Genomic DNA, 19434 nt, shown 5'->3' with positions numbered 1-19434 from the left:
GGACAACCGTTCCATGAACCCGGCCGCTATGCAACAAGCCAACCCGATCAAGATCGCCATCCTGGCCATGGGCGGTCAGGGCGGCGGCGTACTGGCCGACTGGATCGTCGACATGGCCGAGCACGCCGGCTGGTGGGCCCAGACCACTTCGGTGCCGGGCGTGGCCCAGCGTACCGGCGCCACCATCTATTACCTGGAGCTGCTGCCCGAATCGGAGGTGCAACGCGCCGGACGGCAACCCGCCCTGGCGCTGATGCCGACCCCGGGCGACGTCGACCTGGTGGTGGCCGCCGAACTGATGGAAGGCGGCCGCGCCATCCAGCGCGGACTGGTCACGCCGGAACGCACGGTGCTGCTGACTTCTTCCCACCGCAGCTACGCGGTCAGCGAAAAATCCGCGCCCGGCAATGGCATCGCCGATCCGAACAAAGTGCTGGAAGCCGGCCGCGCCGCGGCCAAGCGCTTCCTCTGCTTCGACCTGCAGGACCTGGCCGACCGCGCCGGCAGCGTCATCAGCGCCAGCCTGTTCGGCGCGGTGGCCGGCAGCGGCGCCCTGCCCTTTTCGCGCGACGATTTCGAAGCCACGGTGCGCCGTGCCGGACTGGGAGTGGAAGCCAGCTTGCGCGCCTTTGCGCTGGGCTACGAATCCGCCGACCAGGCGCCCGCGCAACCGGCCCCCATCGATCTGGCGCGCCCCGTGCCCGCCGTGCCCGAACGCGCCGCCAGCCCCAAGGCGCAAGCCCTGCTGGACACGATCAAGCGCGACTTCCCCGCCTGTGCCCAGCCCATGCTGGCCGTGGGCGTGCGCCGCCAGATCGAATTCCAGGACCTGGCCTACGCCACCGAATACCTGCGCCGCATGAAGGCCATCCGCGACCTGGACGCCGCCCACGGCGGCGAGGCCCGGCAATGGGCGCTGACCTGTGCCTCCGCGCGCTACGTGGCCACGGCCATGGCCTACGACGACGTGATCCGCGTCGCCGACCTGAAGACCCGCGCCACCCGCTTTGACCGCGTGCGCCAGGAAGTGGGCGCGCGCCCGGACCAGCTGGTCTACACCACGGAATTCATGCACCCGCGCCTGGAAGAGATCTGCGGCACCTTGCCCGCCGGGCTGGGCCGCTGGCTCGAAAACTCCAAGGCCGTCGGCGGCTTCGTCGAACGCCGCCTGGGCCACGGCCGCCGCATGCAGAGCGGCACGCTGGGCGGCTTCCTGATGCTGTACACGCTGGCCGGCATGCGGCGCTTCCGCCGCAGCACGCTGCGCCACCAGACCGAAGCCGCCGGCCTGGAACAGTGGCTGGACCTGATCGCCAGGCTGGCCCCGCGCGACTACGCGCTGGCCGTCGAAACCGTGAATTGCCGCCGCCTGGTCAAGGGCTATAGCGACACGCACGTGCGCGGCGGCGGCAAGTACCGCCAGTTGCTCGCCGCGGCGGAACAGCTGGCCGGCCGGCCCGACGCCGCCGAAACGCTGCGCGCGCTGCGCGAAACCGCGCTGGCCAATGAAAAATGCGGCCCCATGGAACGCCAGCTGGCTGACAAGCTGGCGGCCTGAGACAAGTCAAGATAGGGACAAACGCCGTGCAGACACTGAAACTCATCGTCCGGGAAGTCCGGCAGGAATCGCCGCTGATCCGTTCGTTCCGGCTGGCGCGCGAGGACGCCGGCCCCCTGCCCGCCTTCGGACCGGGCGCGCATCTGAAGGTGACGGTGCCGGGCCTGCGCGAGCCGCGCTGCTATTCGCTGGTGCAACTGGCGCCCGAAGCCGGCAAGTTCGCCCAGCCGGCCGAATACCGGCTCGGCGTGCGTCTGGAAGAAACCAGCCAGGGCGGATCGCGCCACATGCACGCGCTGGCCGCGGGCGACACGCTCACGGTCGAAGGTCCAAAGAATGATTTCCCGCTGCACGAATCGCCCGCCGGCGACGAGCCGGTGGTGCTGATCGCGGGCGGCATCGGCATCACGCCGGTGGCGTCCATGGCGGCCGCGCTCAAGGCCGCCGGCCGCGCCTTCCATCTGCACTATTGCGGCCGCAGCAAGGACCAGCTGGCCTTCCTGCCCGAGCTGCAGGCCCTGGCCGGAGACAGCCTGAGCCTGCACGCCGACGACGATCCGTCCTGTCGCTTCGACCTGCAGGCGCTGCTGGAATCATCGTCGCCGCGCCAGCACCTGTACGTCTGCGGCCCCAAGGGCCTGATCGACGCCGTCATCCAGGGCGCCCACGCGCGCCACTGGCCCGATGCCCATATCCATTTCGAACTCTTCGCCACCGCCGCGCCGCAGGCCGGCGACCAGCCCTTCGAAGTCGAGCTGCGCCAATCCGGCCGGGTGCTGACCATCCCCGCCGACAAGACCATCATCGACGTGATGGAAGAAGAAGGCTGCGACCCGATGTACGACTGCAAGCGCGGCGAATGCGGCGTCTGCCAGGCCACCGTGCTGGAAGGCGAACCCGACCACCGCGACTACTACCTCTCGGACACCGAGAAAGCCAGCGGCAAGATCATCCAGATCTGCATCTCGCGCGCGAAATCGGCGCGCCTGGTGCTGGACCTGTAGCCCGACGCAAGGAAGCGCCATCATGGCCAAATACCGCGACAATCCCGACGCCATCCGCGCCCTGCTGCGCGACACCGAGGTGCACAAGGACCTGTTCATCGACCAGGAGCTGTTCGAGCTGGAGATGGAACGCCTGTACGCCAACACCTGGGCCTATGTCGGCCACGACAGCCAGGTGCCCAACCCGGGCGACTACGTCACCACCACGGTCGGCAACCAGCCGGTGGTGATGGTGCGCCACAGCGACCGCTCGGTGCGGGTGCTGCACAACCGCTGCCCGCACAAGGGCACCATGGTGGCGGGCGATGCCTGCGGCAATACCGGCAAGTTCTTCCGCTGCCCCTATCACGCCTGGACTTTCAAGACCGACGGCAGCCTGCTGTCCATCCCGCTGAAGAAGGGCTACGAGAACACCGGCCTGGAAAACTGCGAAGCCAGCCAGGGCATGGCCGCCGTGAAGGACGTGAAGAACCATCGCGGCTTCGTGTTCTGCCGCCTGAACCCGGAAGGCCAGTCCTTCGAGGACTTCTTCGGCGAATCGCTGTCCACCCTGGACAACATGGTGGACCGCTCGCCCGAAGGCCGGCTGGAAGTCGCTGGCGGCGTGCTGCGCTACATGCACCGCTGCAACTGGAAGATGCTGGTCGACAACCAGACCGACACCTGCCACCCGATGGTGGCACACGAATCTTCCGCAGGCACGGCCGTCAAGGTCTGGGAACAGGCGCCGGAAGGCACGCCCAAGCCCATGGCGGTGGAACTGTTCGCGCCCTTCATCTCGCCCTATGAATTCTTCGAGAACATGGGCATACGCGTGTGGGAGAACGGCCACGGCCATACCGGCGTGGCGGATTCCATCCATGCCTCGTACTCGGGCGTGCCGGGCTACTGGGATTCCATGGTCGCCGCCTACGGCGAAGAGCGCGCCAAGCAGATCCTGGGCGACGTGCGCCACAACACCGTGTACTTCCCCAACATCATGGTCAAGGGCCCGATCCAGACGCTGCGCATCTTCAAGCCCATCGCCGCGGATCGCACCCTGGTGGAGTCCTGGACCTTCCGCCTGGTGGGCGCGCCCGACCTGCTGCTGGAACGCACACTCATGTACAACCGCCTGATCAACGCCCCGACGTCTGTGGTCGGACACGATGACCTGGAAATGTACGAGCGCGCCCAGGACGGCCTGCAATCGCGCGCGCGGGACTGGGTCAACGTGGGCCGGCTGTACTCGCCCGACGAGCTCGGCCAGAAGAACGTCGCCACCAATGGCACCAATGAATGGCAGATGCGCAACCAGTACCGCGCATGGGGCCGCTACATGACCGGACCGGAGTCGGTATGAGCGCAAGCGACCGCGAGTTGATCGATTTTGTCTACGCCGAGGCGCGCATGCTGGACGAGCTGCGCTTCGAGGACTGGCTGAACCTGTACACCGAAGACGGCTATTACTGGATGCCGCTGGCCCATGGCCAGACCGATCCCAAGCTGCACGCCTCGCTCATGTACGAAGACAAGCTGCTGCTGCGCGTGCGCGTGGAGCGCCTGGCCGGCCTGCGCACCTTCTCGCAGCAGCCCAAGAGCCGCTGCCATCACCTGCTGCAAGCGCCCACGGTAGAGCACGGCCATCCCGACGCCGCCCCCGCCGAAGGCCGCCACGTGGTCCGCACCGCCTTCCATTACGTCGAAACGCGGCAGGACACGCAGACGCTGTACGCCGGCTGGGCCACCCACCACCTGGTGGAACAGGATGGCGTCTTGCGCATCCGTTTGAAGCGCGTCGACCTCGTCAACTGCGATTCGGCCTTCGGCAATATCCAATTGTTCATGTAGGAGCGGCTTGTGAGCACCACGGTCCATCAGGCTTTCCGCGATACCGCGGCCCGCTACGGCGCACAGCCCTTTCTGTGCATCCTGCCGGAAACGGCGCAGGCCTACGGCATCGCCGCCGGCGAACTGAGCTACGCCCAAGCAAACGAGGCCATCGAAACGCTGCGCGCGGCCTATGCCCGCGCCGGCTACGGCCACGGCCACCGCGCCGGCCTGCTGCTGGAGAACCGCCCCGCCTTCTTCCTGCACTGGTTCGCGCTGAACGCGCTGGGCGTGTCGGTGGTGCCCATCAATCCCGACCTGCGCGCGGCCGAACTCGAATACCTGACGGGGCACTCCGAAATCGCGCTGGCCGTGGCGCTGCCCGAACGCCATGCCGACCTGCTGGCCGCCGCGCAACGCGCCGGCCGCGAACTGCGCGTGATGGGACCGGACGATGCGCCGCCCGCCGCGCCCTTCGCGGCGCCGCGGGCGGACAGAGAACCCGATGTCCTGACCGAATGCGCCCTGCTCTACACGTCCGGCACCACCGGACGGCCCAAGGGCTGCATCCTGCCCAACCGCTATTTCCTGCACGCCGGCGGCTGGTACGCCCGCATCGGCGGCCTGTGCGAACTGCGCCCCGGCCAGGAACGCATGCTGACGCCGCTGCCCCTGGTCCACATGAACGCCATGGCGTATTCGGCCATGGCCATGGTGCTGACCGGCGGCTGCCTGATCCCGCTAGACCGCTTCCATCCCAAGACCTGGTGGGACAGCGTGCGCGACTCCGGCGCGACGGTGCTGCACTACCTGGGCGTCATGCCCGCCATCCTGATGAAGGCCGAACCCTCCGCACGGGACAAGCAGCCCGCCATCCGCTTCGGCTTCGGCGCCGGCGTGGACCGCAAGCTGCACCAGCCCTTTGAAGAGCGCTTCGGCTTTCCGCTGCTGGAAGCCTGGGCCATGACCGAGACCGGCGCGGGCGCGGTCATCATCGCCAACCACGAACCGCGCCACATCGGCAGCAGTTGCTTCGGCCGCGAGGAAGATGACGTATTGGTGCGCATCGTCGCCGACACGGGCGCCGAGGCCGCGGCGGGCGAACCGGGCGAACTGCTGGTGCGCCATGCCGGCGCCGATTCGCGCTACGGCTTTTTTGCTGGCTATCTGAAGGACGAGGAAGCCACTACCCAGGCCTGGGAAGACGGCTGGTTCCATACCGGCGACATCGTGCGCCGCGACGCCGACGGCGCGCTGCGCTTCGTGGACCGCAAGAAGAACGTCATCCGCCGCAGCGGCGAAAACATCTCCGCGGTGGAGGTGGAAAGCGTGCTGTTGCAGCATCCGCTGGTCAAGGCCGTGGCGGTCGCCGCCGTGCCCGACGCGGTGCGCGGCGACGAAGTGCTGGCCTGCGTGGTGCCCGAGAGCTTGCCGGCCGAGGGCGCCGCAATGGCCGAGGCCGCGCGCAGCATCGTGCAATGGAGCCTGGAACAGCTGGCCTATTACAAAGCGCCCGGCTACGTGGCCTTCGTCGACAGCCTGCCGCTGACGACCACCAACAAGATCCAGCGCGGCGAAATGAAAGCCCTGGCGCCCACCCTGCCCGGCACGGCCCGCTGCGTGGACACCGGCCACATGAAGAAGCGCCAGGAGCCCGCGCGATGAGCCGCCTGGGCTACGACGGCGTGGTGGCGGCCCTGCCCGTCACGATTCCGTACGAACGCTATTCCACCCATGCCGCGCACTGGTGGCTGGGACGCGCGCTGGGCGCGCTGATCCGCCAGGCCGGCATCGCCAAGACCGACGTCGACGGGCTCTGCGTGTCCAGCTTCACCCTGGCGCCCGACACCGCCGTCGGCCTAGTGCAGCACCTGGGCATGAGCCCGCGCTGGCTGGACCACATCCCCATGGGCGGCGCCAGCGGCGTAGCGGCCTTGCGCCGCGCGGCCCGCGCGGTGCAGGCCGGCGACGCGAACATCGTGGCCTGCATCGCGGGCGACACCAACCACGTGGACTCGTTCCGCAACACCGTCAGCCAGTTCTCGCGCTTCGCGCAGGACGCGGTCTACCCCTACGGCGCAGGCGGCCCCAATGCCAGCTTCGCGCTGCTGACCGCCAACTACATGCGCACGACCGGCGCCACCCGTGAAGACTTCGGCAAGCTGTGCGTGGCGCAGCGCGACAACGCCCTGCGCTATCCGCACGCGCTGATGAAAAAGCCGCTGACCTTGGCCCAGTATCTGGAGGCCCGCGTCATCACCGATCCGATCCATCTGTTCGATTGCGTGATGCCCTGCGCCGGCGCCGACGGCTTCCTGGTCATGAGCGAGGATCGGGCGCGCGCACTGAACCTGCCCTACGCGCGCATCCTCTCCACCATCGAACGCCACAACGCCTGGATCGAAGACCCGATCCAGACCCGCGGCGGCTGGACCATGGATCTGGACGAGCTGTATGGCCAGGCCAACGCCCAGCCGGCCGACATGGATTTCCTGCAAGCCTATGACGACTATCCGGTCATCAATCTGATGCAGATGGAAGACCTGGGTTTCTGCCAGAAAGGCGCGGCTCCCGAATTCGTGCGCAGCAACACCTTCACCGTGGACGGCAGCTTTCCCTTCAACACCAATGGCGGCCAGCTGTCGGTGGGCCAGGCCGGCGCGGCCGGCGGCTATCTGGGGCTGATCGAAGCGCTGCGCCAGCTGAGCGGCACGGCCGGCGGCACGCAGGTGGCTGATGCCCGCCTCGGCATGGTCAGCGGCTTCGGCATGATCAATTACGACCGCGGCCTGTGCACCGCCGCGGCCATCCTGGCTAGGAGCGACGCATGACCGAACCCTTGGCCAAGCCGCCCCGCAAGAATCCGATTGCCCGCACCCGCCAGCCGACCCTGCCGCCGGGCTGGCGCAGCCGCAGCGCGCTAGGCCTGACCGCCGCCGCCGCCGAGGGCCGCTTCGATCTGCAGACCTGCGCCGATTGCGGCGCGGTCCAGTACCCGCCGCGCGAGGTCTGCGGCCACTGCCTGTCCGAGCGCTTGCCCTGGCGCCCCGCCGATCCGAGCGGCGTACTGCTGGTCAGCACCACCCTGCATCACAGCAACGACCTGTATTTCCGCGAACGCCTGCCCTGGCGCGTGGGCACGGTGCGCATGACCGCCGGCCCCTCGGTGGTGGCGCACGTGCACCAAGACTGCGCCGACGGCGCCCGCGTGCGCCTGGCGCTGAAGCTGGACCGCAGCGGCCAGGCCGTGATGATCGCCCTGCCTGAAAGGAGCACGCCGAACATGGAAGACGACAAGACCCTGCGCGAAACCTCGTGCGATCCGAAATTCCGCCGCGCGCTGGTCACCGACGGCAAGTCGGCGGTGGGCCAGGCCGTGGCGCGCGCCCTGCTGGACGCGGGCTGCCCCAGCGTGTTCCTGGGCGACCCGCAAGCCTGGAAGCGCGACGCCGCTTTCGAGGCTCTGGTAGCCGACCCACGGGTGCAGGCGGTGGTGCTGGACGTGACCGATACCGATTCGGTCGAGCGGGTCGCCGCCTCCATCGGCGGCAAGGTCGAGATCCTGGTCAACACCGCCGACCTGGAACGCGAAGGCGGGCTGCTGAACCGCAAGGACGTGAACACGGCGCGCGACGCCATGGACGTGAACGTGCTGGGGCTGATGCGCCTGGCGCAGAGTTTCGGCCCGGCGCTGTGCGGCCGCGCCGCGGACGGCGTCAACAACGCCACCGCCTGGGTCAACGTACTGTCCATCTACGCCCACATGAACCTGCCCTCGCGCGGCATGTGGTCGGCGTCCAAGGCGGCCGCGCTGTCCCTGGCGCAATGCCTGCGCGCCGAGATGCGCGGCGCGGGCGTGCGGGTAGTGAACGTGTTCCCCGGGCCGGTGGACCACGAATGGGAGCAGCGCACGCCGCCCCCGCGCGTGGCGCCTGCGGCGATCGCCGCCGCCATTGTGCGCGCACTGAAGGAAGGCATCGAGGACGTCTATGTCGGCGATGTCGCGCAGGAATTCCGCGCCCGGCTGGCGGAAAACCCCAAGGGACTGGAACGGGAGCTGGGAGCCTGACGGCCCGCCCCGCCTCGACAACGCACGAACCTAGAGGAACAGCACATGAGCCAAAACATTCTTGCCCAATTCATGGCCGAACTGATGTCCGGCCGCATCCGCGTGGTGGACCTGACCGAAACGCTGACGCCGGAATTCCCGACCATCGTGCTACCGCCGGAATTCGGCCAGGCCTGGCCGTTCCGCATCGAAGAGATCTCGCGCTACGACGAACGCGGACCGGCCTGGTACTGGAACAACTTCTCGTGTTCCGAGCACACCGGCACCCACTTCGACGCGCCGGCCCACTGGGTCACGGGCAAAGACCAGCCTGACAACACCGTCGACACCATTCCGGTCGAGGCCTTCATCGCCAGCGCGTGCGTCATCGACTGCTCGGCCGAATCCCGCGACAACCCGGACTTCCTGCTGACCATAGATTTCGTGAAGAAATGGGAAGAGCGGCACGGCCGCATCCCCGCGCGTTCCTGGGTGCTGATGCGCACCGACTGGTCCAAGCGCGCCAAGCCCGCCGACTACCTGAACCTGCAGGAAGACGGCGCGCACTCGCCCGGCCCGGACGCTGAAGTGGTGCCCTGGCTGATCAAGGAACGCGACGTGCACGGTTTCGGCACCGAGTCGGTCGGCACCGACGCGGGCCAGGCGCAACACCTGGATCCCCCCTATCCCTGCCACTACTACATGCACGGCAACAACCGCTACGGCCTGCAATGCATGACCAACCTGGACCAGTTGCCGCCCACCGGCGCGGTGATCTTCTCGGCGCCGCTCAAGATCCGCAGCGGCTCGGGCAGCCCGCTGCGCGTGCTGGCGCTGGCGCCGAAGGCCTGAGCCGGCCGCACCTGAGCCGGCCGCACCACAACGACAACAGGGGGATATCCATGACGCACACCAACGTCGCCATCGTCACCGGCGGCAGCGCCGGCATCGGCGCCGAAATCTGCCGCAGCATGCTGGACGCGGGCTACGAAGTGATTTCCATGGCGCGCCGCGCCGCCGACTTCAGCCACCCGCGCCTGCACAACGTGCAGGTGGACCTGCTGGACGCCGAGGCCACCGCGCAAGCGGGCGCCGAAGCCGCCGCCAGGTTTCCCGTCAGCCACGTCATCCACAACGCCGGCGTCATCTGGCCCAACCTGCTGCCGCAGGTCACGCAGGAAGAGCTGCACGGCCTGACCCAGATCCACCTGGGCGCGGCCATCAGCCTGGTGCAGGCCGCCCTGCCCGGCATGCAGGAACGCAAGTTCGGCCGCATCGTGATGATGTCCTCGCGCGGCGCTTTGGGCCTGCCGACCCGCACGGCGTATTCGGCCACCAAGGCCGGCATGGTGGGCATGGCGCGCACCTGGTCGCTGGAGCTGGCGCCTTATGGGATCACGGTCAACGTGGTGGCCCCCGGCCCGATCCAGACCGATATGTTCTACGAAGTGATCGAGCCCGGCAGCGAACGCGAAAAGCAGCTGGCCGCCGGCATCCCGGTCAAGCGCCTGGGCCGTTCGGACGACGTCGCGCGCGCCGTCATGTTCTTCTCGGATCCGGCCAACAGCTTCGTCACCGGCCAGACGCTGTTCGTCTGCGGCGGCGCCAGCGTCAGCTCCATCACCATCTGAACACGCTTCGGGTTTTGACGGATAGGTAAGCACTGCGGACCGGGTCTACAGTGCGTAGCCTGCGCACAGAAAGTTTAAGCAACAAGTATTAAAGCAAATCAAGCAAGCACAGAAGCACCCGTTTTCTCCGTTTTCCAGCCGCACCCCCACCCTGCTCCCTATCCGGAGGTTTTGCCATGCTGTCGAAGAAACTCCCCCTGGCCGCTGCCGCCGCGGTAGCCGCGCTGTTCGCCCTGCCCGCCCTGGCCCAAGTCAAGGTCGGCGTCGTCACCTCGTCCACCGGCCCCACGGCCCTGGTGGGGATTCCGCAGAAGAACACCGTGCCGCTGCTGCCGAAGAAAATCGGCGACCTGACCGTGGAATACATCTCGCTGGATGACGCCAGCGATTCCACCAACTCCGTGACGGCCTTCAAGAAGCTGATCTCGGAGCAGAACGTCGACGCGCTGATCGGGCCGTCGGGTTCGCCCAACGCCATGGGCGTGATCCAGTTCGCGGCCGAGGCCGGCGTGCCGATGCTGGCGCCGGTAGGCACCGCCGCGGTCGTGCTGCCCATGAACGAACAGAAGAAGTGGGTCTTCAAGACCACCCAGAACGACGACATCATCGCGCGCGCGCTGGTCGACCACATGGTCAAGACCGGCATCAAGACGGTCGGCTTCATCGGCCTGAACGATCCCTACGGCGAGAACTGGTCCAAGGTCTTCGCGGGCCTGGCCGCTGAAAAGGGCATCAAGATCACGGCCAACGAGCGTTACCTGCGCTTCGACAGCTCGGTCACCGGCCAAGCGCTGAAGATCCTGGCCGCCAAGCCGGACGCCGTGCTGGTGGCCGCCCCCGGCGCCGCCAGCGTGCTGCCGCAGACCACCCTGTTCGATCAGGGCTACAAGGGCAAGTTCTACCAGACCCACGGCGCGGCCCTGCCCGACTTCCTGAAGCTGGGCGGCAAGAAGGTCGAAGGTACGGTGCTGGCCGCCAGCCTGATGCTGGTGCTGCCGGAAATGCCGGACAGCAATCCGTCCAAGAAGGTCGCGGCCGACTACATCGCGGCCTACGAGAAGCTCAACGGCTCCAAGCCGGCCACCTTCGGCGCCAACGTCTACGACGCCGGCCTGCTGCTGGAAAAGGCCGTGCCGATCGCCGAGAAGGCTGGCAAGCCGGGCACCAAGGAGTTCCGCAACGCGTTGCGCGATGCGCTGGAACAGACCAAGGAGCTGGTGGGCACCCAGGGCGTCTACAACATGACGGCCGCCGACCACAGCGGCTTCGACGACCGCGGCCGCGAACTCATCACCGTCAAGGACGGGGCCTGGACACTGGTGAAGTAGTTCCCCCCCGAAGCGCTGCGCGCTTCCCCCCCAGGGGGGCATGCCTGCGGACCGGCAAAGCCGGCTCCGCAAGGTGGGCTCCCCCCGAAGCGCTGCGCGCTTCCCCCCAAGGGGGCATGCCTGCGGACCGGCAGAGCCGGCTCCGCGGCATCCCGATGGGGTGCGCAGAGTCTGCTCCGTAGCAACCTGGCGGGCGCGCGTGGATAGGGGGTGAGGTGCCTGGCGTGCTTGTCTGTCTTACCCGGAATTTCGCATGAATGCTCAGATTGCCCTGATACTCGGGCAGGACGGCATCACCAACGGCGCCATCTATGCGCTGCTGGCCTTGTCCATCCTGCTGGTCTTTACCGTCACCCGCGTGCTGTTCATCCCGCAAGGCGAGTTCGTCGCGTTCGGCGCGCTGACCATGGCCGCGCTGCAGGCCGGCAAGCCGGTGCTGCTGGTGTGGCTGCTGTTCGCCTTCGCAGTGGCCGAAGTCGGCGCCGATCTGCTGGCGCGGCGCAAGCGGCCCGGCCGCAACCGCGGTGCCTGGCGCATGGCGGTCAAGCTGGCCTATCCGCTGGTGCTGGCCGCGCTGTTCTATAAGCTGCCGCTGGCCCAGCTGCCGATGGCGGTGCAGGCACTGCTGACGCTGCTGTTGCTGGTGCCGATGGGCCCCCAGCTATACCGCTTGTTCTACCAGCCCATCGCGTCGGCCTCGACGCTGGTGCTGCTGATCGTCTCCATTGCCGTGCACCTGGCGCTGGTCGGCCTGGGGCTGCTGGCCTTCGGCGCGGAAGGCGCCCGCACCGCGCCGTTCAGCGACGCCAGCCTGGCGCTAGGACCGTTGAACGTCAATAGCCAGGCGCTGTGGGTGGTGGCGGTGTCGGCCCTGCTCATCATCGTGCTCTACCAGTTCTTCGAACGCTCGATGTACGGCAAAGCGCTGCGCGCGGCTGCCTTCAACCGGCTGGGCGCGCGGCTGATGGGCATCTCGCCGATCTTCGCCGGCAAGGCTACGTTCTTCCTGGCCGCGCTGATCGGCACGGTCTCGGGCATCCTGATCGCCCCCATCACCACCATGTATTTCGACTCCGGCTTCATGGTCAGCCTGAAAGGCTTCGTGGGCGCCATCATCGGCGGCCTGGTGAGTTATCCGCTGGCTGCGGCCGGCGCCATCCTGGTCGGCCTGATCGAAGCCTTCTCCTCGTTCTGGGCCAGCGCCTACAAAGAAATCATCGTGTTCACGCTGATCATCCCCGTGCTGCTCTGGCGTTCACTGAAAAGCCATCACGTCGAGGAAGAAGACGAATGAACCCGCGCCACATCCTCCTCGCCTTCCTGGCGCTGCTGGCCTTGGCGCCGCTGGCGCTGCCGCCGTTCTACGTCACGCTGCTGAACTACATCGGCCTGTACGCCATGGTGGCGCTGGGCCTGGTGCTGCTGACCGGCGTCGGCGGCCTGACCAGCTTCGGGCAGGCCGCCTTCGTGGGCGTGGGCGCCTACACCACCGCACTGCTGACCACCCGCGCGGACACGCTGCCGTCCTGGCTGGCCTGGCTGGGCGCATCGCCGTGGCTGACCTTGCTGGCCGGACTGGCGCTGACCGTGGTCATTGCCTACTTGCTGGGCGCGATCACGCTGAAGCTGTCGGGCCATTTCCTGCCGCTGGGCACGATCGCCTGGGGCCTGTCGCTGTACTTCGTCTTCGGCTCGGTCGAGGGCCTGGGCGGCCATACCGGCATTCCGGACATTCCCGCCATCAGCCTGTTCGGCTGGACGCTGAACCAGGGCGACAACATCTACTACCTGATCTGGGCCTTCCTGCTGGTGGCCGTGTGGTCGACGCAGAACCTGCTGGATTCGCGCGAGGGCCGCGCCATCCGCGCGCTCAAGGGCGGCCGCGTGATGGCCGAGTCCATGGGCGTGGACACCGCCCGCTCGCGCATGGTGATCTTCATCATCGCGGCGCTGCAAGCCTGCGCCTCGGGCTGGCTGTATGCGCACATGCAGCGCTTCGTGAACCCCAACCCCTTCGGCTTGCAGATGGGCATCGAGTACCTGTTCATGACCGTCATCGGCGGCGCGGGACAGGTCTGGGGCGCGCTGGTCGGCGCGGGCGTGTTCACCGTGCTCAAGCAATGGCTGCAGGACTGGATGCCCAAGCTGCTGGGCCAGACCGGCAACTTCGAGGTCATCGTGTTCGGCTTCGGCATGGTGCTGCTGTTGCATCGCGCCCGCAGCGGGCTGTGGCCGGTGCTGACCCGCTGCGTGCCAGTGAAGAAGCAGCAGCGCAAGCTGGACCTGAACGCAGAGCCGCTGCCGCGCAAGCCCATGCCGCCACGCGGCGAAGTGGTGCTCAAGGCCGTGGACGTGACCCGCAAGTTCGGCGGCCTGGTCGCCAACAACGCCATGAACCTGGAAATCCGCGCCGGCGAAATCCTGGCGTTGATCGGCCCCAACGGCGCCGGCAAGAGCACCATGTTCAACCAGATCTCCGGCGTGGACACGCCGACCTCGGGCACGGTGACGCTGCTGGGCCATTCCGTGGCCGGCGCCGGCGCGCGCCGCATCGCGCGGCTGGGCCTGTCGCGCACCTTCCAGCACGTGCGCCTGCTGGGCCGCATGAGCGTGCTGGAAAACGTGGCCATCGGCGCGCACCTGCGCGGCCACCGCGGCGTGCTGCCGGCCGCGTGGCGGCTGGACCGCGCCGAAGAGGCGCGCCTGCTGGCCGAAGCCGCGCGCCAGGTCGAGCGCGTGGGCCTGGGCAAGCATCTGCACGATGAGGCCGGTTCGCTGGCCCTGGGGCAGCAGCGCATCCTGGAAATCGCCCGCGCGCTGGCGTCCGATCCCTGCATCCTGTTGCTGGACGAGCCGGCCGCCGGCCTGCGCTACCAGGAAAAATGCGAGCTGGCCGAATTGCTGAAGAAGCTGCGCGCCGAGGGCATGGCCATCCTGCTGGTTGAGCACGACATGGACTTCGTGATGGGGCTGGTGGACCGCGTGGTGGTCATGGACTTCGGCGAAAAAATCGCCGAGGGCCTGCCCGGCGAGATCCAGAACAACCCCGCGGTGCTTGAAGCCTATCTGGGCGGAGTGGAATGATGAGCGCGAATTTGCTGGAAGTGCGCGACCTGCGCGTGGCCTACGACAAGATCGAAGCCATATCGGGCGTCAGCCTGGCAGTGGGCGAGGGCCAGATCGTGACCGTGATCGGCCCCAACGGCGCCGGCAAGACCACCCTGCTGTCGGCCATCATGGGCGTGCTGCCGTCCAGCGGCCAGATCGTCTTCGGCGGCAAGCCGCAGGAGCACGCCGAGATCGAGGAAATGGTGGCGGCCGGCATGAACCTGGTGCCCGAAAAGCGCGAACTGTTTGCCGAGATGACGGTGGAAGACAACCTGATGCTGGGCGCGTTCCATCGTTTCCGCTGCGGCTTGCGCGACCAGGACCAGACGCTGGCCGAAGTCTATGAGCTGTTTCCGCGCTTGAAGGAACGCCGCGCCCAGCTGTCAGGCACGCTGTCCGGCGGCGAACGCCAGATGCTGGCGGTGGGCCGCGCGCTGATGGCCAAGCCCAAGCTGCTGATGCTGGACGAGCCCAGCCTGGGCCTGGCGCCGCGCATCGTGCGCGAAGTGTTCCGCATCGTCGCGCGCCTGCGCGAAATGGGCGTGTCGATCTTGCTGATCGAACAGAACGCCCGCGCCGCGCTACAGGTGGCCGATTACGCCTATGTACTGGAAACCGGCGCCGTCACGCTGGAAGGCCCGGCCGCCCAGGTGGCGGAGGATCCGCGCGTGGTCGAGGTGTATCTGGGACTGGGGCATGGGGCGTCCGCCGCGGCGCCTGCGTAATGCAACGCCTGCGGGGGCTTGCCTGCGCGGCGGCCCCTAGGCGACGCCGCGGCGCCGGTCGCGACGGTACAGGGCGTAACCCAGCGGCCACATGGCCGCCACCATGAACTTCGCCGCAGGGTTGGTCAGCTTGTAGGCCTGCACCGCCGTCGCCACCCCGGAGTGCTTCAGATGCAGCCGGAAGCGGGTATAGCGCGCTGCGGCCATGATGAACTCGCGCGGCCGGTAGCGGAAGAATTCCAGATGGTGCTGCAGCATGTCCCAGGCCAGCAGGTACAGGCCCTGGGCATTGTTGCCCACCGAGACCGCGCCCTGGCTCAGGCCGCCAGGCGTGTCGTGGTAGGTACGCACCACGCGGTTGATGAAGCGGCTGAGATAACCCGCTCGCGCGATTGCCCACCACACCAGGCTTTCGGGCACGAAGCCGGCGACATCCTCGGGGAAGGGATATTTCCTGAGAATGTCGGTGCGCATACAGCCGAACTTCTCGCCCTTGATGCGATAGCGGAAATAGACGTCCACGGCCGTGCTGTCGAACACGTCCTGCGGGTAGCGGTCGCCGACGATGCTGCCGTCAGGACGCGCGCACAGGCCGGTCACGGCCACGTAGGATTCGCGCCGTGCCGGCGGAATGCTGTCCCAGGCCGCCTTGAACGTGGCCAGGGCGTCGGGCGGCATTTCGTCGTCGCTGTCCAGGCCGACGATGAGTTCGCCGTGCGCCTCGCGCACGCCGCGGTTGAAGGCGGTTTTCTTGTGGCGGTTGTTCTGCCAGAAATAACGGATCGGAAAATCGGCGCGCGCCTGCCACTCCAGGATGGACTCGTGGGTATTGTCGGTGGAACCGTCGTCCACCACCACCCATTCGAAATCCCGGAACGTCTGCCGGGAAAGGGATTCATATACCCGATGGAGCGTGCCCGCCCGGTTGTAGGTGGGCGTTAAAACAGTGAAAAAAGTTGGTGTGTCGGTCATGCCCACTGAGCCCCTTTGCGATGCGTCATGCAAGCGCTGCGGTCTTGGTTTTGGTGTTTTCGCCTGAAGTTTAGGGGATATGCCCGCGCGAACCGGCCCCGAGACGCTCAAATTTGCAATCAAATCTGACAAAACCGAGATTCGTACAACATCGGGAGCCGCGCCAATCTTGGGAACGCGTTCCGTAGTGGCGTACACTCGGGCGGCCAAAACCGGAATGCCCATGGAAGCGTCGACCGTCCAGCTCAATGACATCGCCTTGTTCGTCGAGGTTGCCAAGCGTAAAAGCTTCAGTCTGGCTGCGCGCGCGCTGAATATGCCGACCTCGACTTTGTCGCGTCGGATCAATGAGTTGGAACGCGCCATCGGCTTGCGTCTGATCAACCGCAACACGCGCCGCCTGGATCTCACGGAAGCCGGCGCCGCCTATATGCGGCGCTGCCAGGGCCTGATCGACGAGGCCCGCCTGGCGCATGAGCAACTGCAATCGCTGTCCGGCGGTCCGTCCGGCAACCTGCGGGTATCCATGCCTTACAGCCTGGCGATCTGGCTGTTGCCGGAAACCATCAATGACTTCACGGATCGCTATCCCGAAGTGGAGTGCGAGTTCGATCTGAGCATGATGACGGCCTCCGACGCGCAGGGCACGCCGTTCGACATCGTGCTGCGCTTCGGCAGCAACGCCGACTATCCGCTGGCGACGGCTGGCGCGGCCGACCTCAACGGCAACCGCGGCCTGCATGGCGGGGCGGTGGTGCAGGAACTGGTCTCCCTGGACAACTTCCTGTATGCCTCTGACCGCTACCTGGAACGCCATGGCGAACCCAAGACCCCGGCCGATCTGACCCAGCACCAATGCCTGCGCACCACCATCGACGAGGCGCATTCGCACTGGACTCTGCGGCGCGGCGCGGTCAGCGAACGCGTGCCGGTCAGCGGCCATCTGGCGGCCAACAATATGAGCATCGCGGGCACGCTGGCCGGCCTGGACCTGGCCATTACGCGCATGCCGCACTGCCTGGCGCTGGAACCCATCATCGAGCGCAATTCGCTCAAGCGGGTGCTGCCGGGCTGGTCGGTGGATCCAATCTCGATCTTCGTGGTCTACCCTTCCAGCATCCAGCCTGCCAAGACCCGGGCCTTCATGGATTTCATCCGGCCCAAGCTCGGTCCGCCGCAGGACAAGAAATAAGCAGGATCGGCGCTTGCGGCAAGCCCCGGGCCAGAACCGGGAGCAAGACGAAAAAAAACCCGCGCGGCGCACCGGCGGGTTTTTTCGATCGGGCCGGGGCTGGCCCCGGCCGGACACGTCGATTAGACGCGCTTGATCTTTTCCAGCATCTTGAACACACCCTTGGGCGACTTGACGAACAAGCGCTTGAAAGCCTTGCCCAGGCAACGACGTTCCAGGGTGTTGCGACGCACGCGTTTGCGTTCAGCCATGTTGATTCTCCTGTTGAATTTGCGGTAGTGAAGCCCGCACAACCGGATACTGGGCTGGCGGAAAATTCGGGTAACTTGGCATTTTAGCCTGAAATGCGCGGGCCGCGCCAATGGCGCGAAAATGCAGCGTTTCCGCCACGCTTCCGCCCCGCGCGATGAAATAAGGGGCGCATCTCCCCCCTACCGCCCTGGGCAAGCAGCAGCCCTGCCCAGACCGCATCCTGGTCAGCCCGAAATGCTCTTCAGCCGTTCCAGGACCTGCTCCTTGCGCGGCAGCGGATCCACCGCGCCGTATCCCAGGGTGGACAGGGCCGCAGCCGCGTTGGCATAACGCACCGCATCCTCCCAGGAATCGCCCTGGCAGCGGCGCGCCAGCAGGCTGCCCGCAAAGCAGTCGCCCGCACCGGTCGCGTCCACCGCTTCCACGCGCAAGGCCGCCACCGGGATACGCTGGCGGCCGTCGTCGATGATGGACCCGTCCTTGCCCAGCTTCAGCACCACCACGCCAGTGGCGCCGGCGTCACGGATCCAGTCCAGCGTGCGTTCCGGGTCGTCGTTGCCGGTCAGGTGCTGCATGTCGTCCATGCTGGGCAGGAACAGGTCGGCCGTGCGCATGGTCTCGCGCAGCACGGCGCGGGCGCGGTCCACCGGCCACAAGCGCAGCCGCAGGTTCGAATCCAGGCTGACCTGGACCCCGGCCGCATGCGCGCGCTCGATGGCGGCGAAGACAGTGTCGCAGGCGCTGGTGCTGATCGCCAGGCTGATGCCCGACACGTGCAGGTAGCGGGCGCGTTCGATCAGGCCCGAGTCCAGGCTGGCCGGCGTCATCAGGCTCGCAGCCGAACCGCGGCGCAAATAACTGAAGGCATGGCCGTCCGGGCCGTGCTGCACGAAATACAGGCCGGTATGCGCCTGCTCGTCCACCTGCACGCCCGAGGTGTCCACGCCCTCGGCCCGCCACAAGTCCAGGAACTGCTGGCCGAAGGCGTCGTTGCCGACACGCGTCAGATAGGCGCAGCTTGCGCCCTGCCGCGCCGCGGCGATCACGGCGTTGGAGGTGTCGCCGCCGAAGCCCTGCAGGTATTGCCGCTGGTCCTGGTGTGTCTGGTTCAGTTCGACCAGCGGCTCGCCCAGCGCGACGATATCGAAATCAGCCATGGGCGGCCTCCCGGGTACGGCCGATCTGCGCCACCAGCGCGGCGGTGTCGCGGGCGGCGAAGGCCGCCTTGTCATAGAGGTTGCTGCCGATGCCGACGATGGCGGCGCCGGCGGCGAAGTACGCGCCCATGTTGTCCTGGGTGACGCCGCCCGTGGGGCAGAAGATGGTGTCCGGGTAGACGGACTTCAGCGCCGCCAGGTGCTTGGGGCCGCCCGTATCCGCGGGGAAGATCTTCACCACGTCCACGCCGGCGCGGCGCGCCGCCAGCACTTCGGTGGGCGTGAAGGCGCCCAGCAGGCAGAGCGCGTCGGCCGCGTGCGCCAGGTCGACGATGTCGGTGGCCAGCGCCGGCGACACCAGGAAGTCCGCGCCCGCGACCAGGGCCTCGCGCGCCTGCTGCTCGTCCAGCACCGTGCCCACGCCCAACAGCAGCGCGCTGCCGTGCTTGTCGCGCAGCGCCCGCAGCAGATCGGTGACGCCGGGGATGGTCCAGGTCAGCTCCAGCGTGGTGCAGCCGGCGGCCACGGCGACTTCGGCCGCATAGGCGGCGGTGGCGGCGTCCGTGTAGCGCAGCACGGGGACGACCCGGGCGGCCAACAGGGTGGAGAGCTTGGAGGCGAGAGGGGCTGCGGTTGCGGTCATGGCATTC

General features: G+C 67.4%; 18 protein-coding genes. 14 read left to right on the top strand and 4 right to left on the bottom strand.

Annotated elements, in window-relative coordinates; genetic code table 11:
• Positions 1-13 precede the first annotated feature (13 nt).
• From AXYL_RS04790 to AXYL_RS04730, 13 genes are all read left to right on the top strand, one after another.
• On the top strand, positions 14-1558 hold the full coding sequence (locus tag AXYL_RS04790; protein ID WP_013391697.1) for an indolepyruvate oxidoreductase subunit beta family protein: 1545 nt from the start codon (positions 14-16) through the stop codon (positions 1556-1558).
• 26 nt (positions 1559-1584) lie between these two features.
• Complete coding sequence (locus AXYL_RS04785) at positions 1585-2562, top strand: PDR/VanB family oxidoreductase (RefSeq protein WP_013391696.1); 978 nt, start codon at positions 1585-1587, stop codon at positions 2560-2562.
• Between the two features lie 22 nt (positions 2563-2584).
• The gene (locus AXYL_RS04780) at positions 2585-3904 is read left to right on the top strand and encodes an aromatic ring-hydroxylating dioxygenase subunit alpha (protein WP_013391695.1); all 1320 of its coding nucleotides are present in this window, start codon (positions 2585-2587) and stop codon (positions 3902-3904) included.
• Positions 3901-4392 carry an aromatic-ring-hydroxylating dioxygenase subunit beta gene (locus AXYL_RS04775; RefSeq protein ID WP_013391694.1) on the top strand — a complete coding sequence of 164 codons (492 nt, stop codon included), beginning with the start codon at positions 3901-3903 and terminating at the stop codon, positions 4390-4392. The genes AXYL_RS04780 and AXYL_RS04775 overlap by 4 nt, the downstream gene beginning before the upstream one ends.
• A gap of 9 nt (positions 4393-4401) precedes the next feature.
• Entirely contained in the window at positions 4402-6036 is a 1635-nt protein-coding gene (locus tag AXYL_RS04770) for an AMP-binding protein (RefSeq protein WP_013391693.1), read from the top strand.
• Positions 6033-7202, top strand: coding sequence for a thiolase family protein (locus AXYL_RS04765; RefSeq protein ID WP_013391692.1), 1170 nt, complete (start codon positions 6033-6035; stop codon positions 7200-7202). The genes AXYL_RS04770 and AXYL_RS04765 overlap by 4 nt, the downstream gene beginning before the upstream one ends.
• The gene (locus AXYL_RS04760; RefSeq protein ID WP_013391691.1) at positions 7199-8440 is read left to right on the top strand and encodes an SDR family NAD(P)-dependent oxidoreductase; all 1242 of its coding nucleotides are present in this window, start codon (positions 7199-7201) and stop codon (positions 8438-8440) included. Before AXYL_RS04765 ends, AXYL_RS04760 begins: the two co-directional genes overlap by 4 nt.
• A gap of 45 nt (positions 8441-8485) precedes the next feature.
• Positions 8486-9271: a cyclase family protein gene (locus tag AXYL_RS04755; RefSeq protein WP_013391690.1), complete on the top strand. Its 786-nt coding sequence runs from the start codon at positions 8486-8488 to the stop codon at positions 9269-9271.
• Positions 9272-9321: 50 nt separating this feature from the next.
• Positions 9322-10050, top strand: a complete 729-nt coding sequence (locus tag AXYL_RS04750; protein WP_013391689.1) for an SDR family NAD(P)-dependent oxidoreductase — start codon at positions 9322-9324, stop codon at positions 10048-10050.
• 176 nt (positions 10051-10226) lie between these two features.
• Positions 10227-11378: an ABC transporter substrate-binding protein gene (locus AXYL_RS04745; RefSeq protein ID WP_013391688.1), complete on the top strand. Its 1152-nt coding sequence runs from the start codon at positions 10227-10229 to the stop codon at positions 11376-11378.
• Positions 11379-11631: 253 nt separating this feature from the next.
• A complete protein-coding gene (locus AXYL_RS04740) occupies positions 11632-12672 on the top strand; it encodes a branched-chain amino acid ABC transporter permease (RefSeq protein WP_013391687.1) in 1041 nt (346 codons plus the stop codon).
• Positions 12669-14462, top strand: coding sequence for an ABC transporter permease subunit (locus AXYL_RS04735; RefSeq protein ID WP_013391686.1), 1794 nt, complete (start codon positions 12669-12671; stop codon positions 14460-14462). Before AXYL_RS04740 ends, AXYL_RS04735 begins: the two co-directional genes overlap by 4 nt.
• Positions 14462-15211, top strand: coding sequence for an ABC transporter ATP-binding protein (locus AXYL_RS04730; protein ID WP_013391685.1), 750 nt, complete (start codon positions 14462-14464; stop codon positions 15209-15211). The genes AXYL_RS04735 and AXYL_RS04730 overlap by 1 nt, the downstream gene beginning before the upstream one ends.
• A 36-nt stretch (positions 15212-15247) precedes the next feature.
• Here AXYL_RS04730 and AXYL_RS04725 read toward each other — a convergent pair whose 3' ends face one another.
• Positions 15248-16183: a glycosyltransferase family 2 protein gene (locus AXYL_RS04725; protein ID WP_013391684.1), complete on the bottom strand. Its 936-nt coding sequence runs from the start codon at positions 16181-16183 to the stop codon at positions 15248-15250.
• Positions 16184-16406: 223 nt separating this feature from the next.
• Here AXYL_RS04725 and AXYL_RS04720 point away from each other — a divergent pair, with 223 nt between their 5' ends.
• Positions 16407-17375 carry a LysR family transcriptional regulator gene (locus AXYL_RS04720; protein ID WP_013391683.1) on the top strand — a complete coding sequence of 323 codons (969 nt, stop codon included), beginning with the start codon at positions 16407-16409 and terminating at the stop codon, positions 17373-17375.
• Between the two features lie 122 nt (positions 17376-17497).
• Here AXYL_RS04720 and AXYL_RS35405 read toward each other — a convergent pair whose 3' ends face one another.
• The 3 genes from AXYL_RS35405 to AXYL_RS04710 all read right to left on the bottom strand — a co-directional run bounded on the left by AXYL_RS35405 (position 17498) and on the right by AXYL_RS04710 (position 19427).
• Positions 17498-17626: a hypothetical protein gene (locus AXYL_RS35405; protein WP_006226408.1), complete on the bottom strand. Its 129-nt coding sequence runs from the start codon at positions 17624-17626 to the stop codon at positions 17498-17500.
• A 225-nt stretch (positions 17627-17851) separates the two neighbouring features.
• Positions 17852-18784 (bottom strand): sugar kinase, encoded by a 933-nt coding sequence (locus AXYL_RS04715; protein WP_013391682.1) that lies wholly within the window; start codon positions 18782-18784, stop codon positions 17852-17854.
• A complete protein-coding gene (locus tag AXYL_RS04710; protein WP_013391681.1) occupies positions 18777-19427 on the bottom strand; it encodes a bifunctional 4-hydroxy-2-oxoglutarate aldolase/2-dehydro-3-deoxy-phosphogluconate aldolase in 651 nt (216 codons plus the stop codon). Before AXYL_RS04710 ends, AXYL_RS04715 begins: the two co-directional genes overlap by 8 nt.
• Positions 19428-19434 lie beyond the last annotated feature (7 nt).

Source organism: Achromobacter xylosoxidans A8 (assembly GCF_000165835.1).
Taxonomy (GTDB): domain Bacteria; phylum Pseudomonadota; class Gammaproteobacteria; order Burkholderiales; family Burkholderiaceae_B; genus Achromobacter; species Achromobacter xylosoxidans_B.
This window is presented reverse-complemented; position numbering and strand designations above follow the sequence as displayed.

Bases quoted from the DNA above. Each gene is read 5' to 3' on its own strand.
- AXYL_RS04740 (WP_013391687.1), top strand. From the start codon at position 11,632: ATGAATGCTCAGATTGCCCTGATACTCGGGCAGGACGGCATCACCAAC.
- AXYL_RS04720 (WP_013391683.1), top strand. From the start codon at position 16,407: ATGGAAGCGTCGACCGTCCAGCTCAATGACATCGCCTTGTTCGTCGAG.
- AXYL_RS04790 (WP_013391697.1), top strand. From the start codon at position 14: ATGAACCCGGCCGCTATGCAACAAGCCAACCCGATCAAGATCGCCATC.
- AXYL_RS04725 (WP_013391684.1), bottom strand. From the start codon at position 16,183: ATGACCGACACACCAACTTTTTTCACTGTTTTAACGCCCACCTACAAC.
- AXYL_RS04775 (WP_013391694.1), top strand. From the start codon at position 3,901: ATGAGCGCAAGCGACCGCGAGTTGATCGATTTTGTCTACGCCGAGGCG.
- AXYL_RS04745 (WP_013391688.1), top strand. From the start codon at position 10,227: ATGCTGTCGAAGAAACTCCCCCTGGCCGCTGCCGCCGCGGTAGCCGCG.
- AXYL_RS04710 (WP_013391681.1), bottom strand. From the start codon at position 19,427: ATGACCGCAACCGCAGCCCCTCTCGCCTCCAAGCTCTCCACCCTGTTG.
- AXYL_RS04735 (WP_013391686.1), top strand. From the start codon at position 12,669: ATGAACCCGCGCCACATCCTCCTCGCCTTCCTGGCGCTGCTGGCCTTG.
- AXYL_RS35405 (WP_006226408.1), bottom strand. From the start codon at position 17,626: ATGGCTGAACGCAAACGCGTGCGTCGCAACACCCTGGAACGTCGTTGC.
- AXYL_RS04760 (WP_013391691.1), top strand. From the start codon at position 7,199: ATGACCGAACCCTTGGCCAAGCCGCCCCGCAAGAATCCGATTGCCCGC.
- AXYL_RS04715 (WP_013391682.1), bottom strand. From the start codon at position 18,784: ATGGCTGATTTCGATATCGTCGCGCTGGGCGAGCCGCTGGTCGAACTG.
- AXYL_RS04780 (WP_013391695.1), top strand. From the start codon at position 2,585: ATGGCCAAATACCGCGACAATCCCGACGCCATCCGCGCCCTGCTGCGC.
- AXYL_RS04730 (WP_013391685.1), top strand. From the start codon at position 14,462: ATGAGCGCGAATTTGCTGGAAGTGCGCGACCTGCGCGTGGCCTACGAC.
- AXYL_RS04765 (WP_013391692.1), top strand. From the start codon at position 6,033: ATGAGCCGCCTGGGCTACGACGGCGTGGTGGCGGCCCTGCCCGTCACG.
- AXYL_RS04755 (WP_013391690.1), top strand. From the start codon at position 8,486: ATGAGCCAAAACATTCTTGCCCAATTCATGGCCGAACTGATGTCCGGC.
- AXYL_RS04750 (WP_013391689.1), top strand. From the start codon at position 9,322: ATGACGCACACCAACGTCGCCATCGTCACCGGCGGCAGCGCCGGCATC.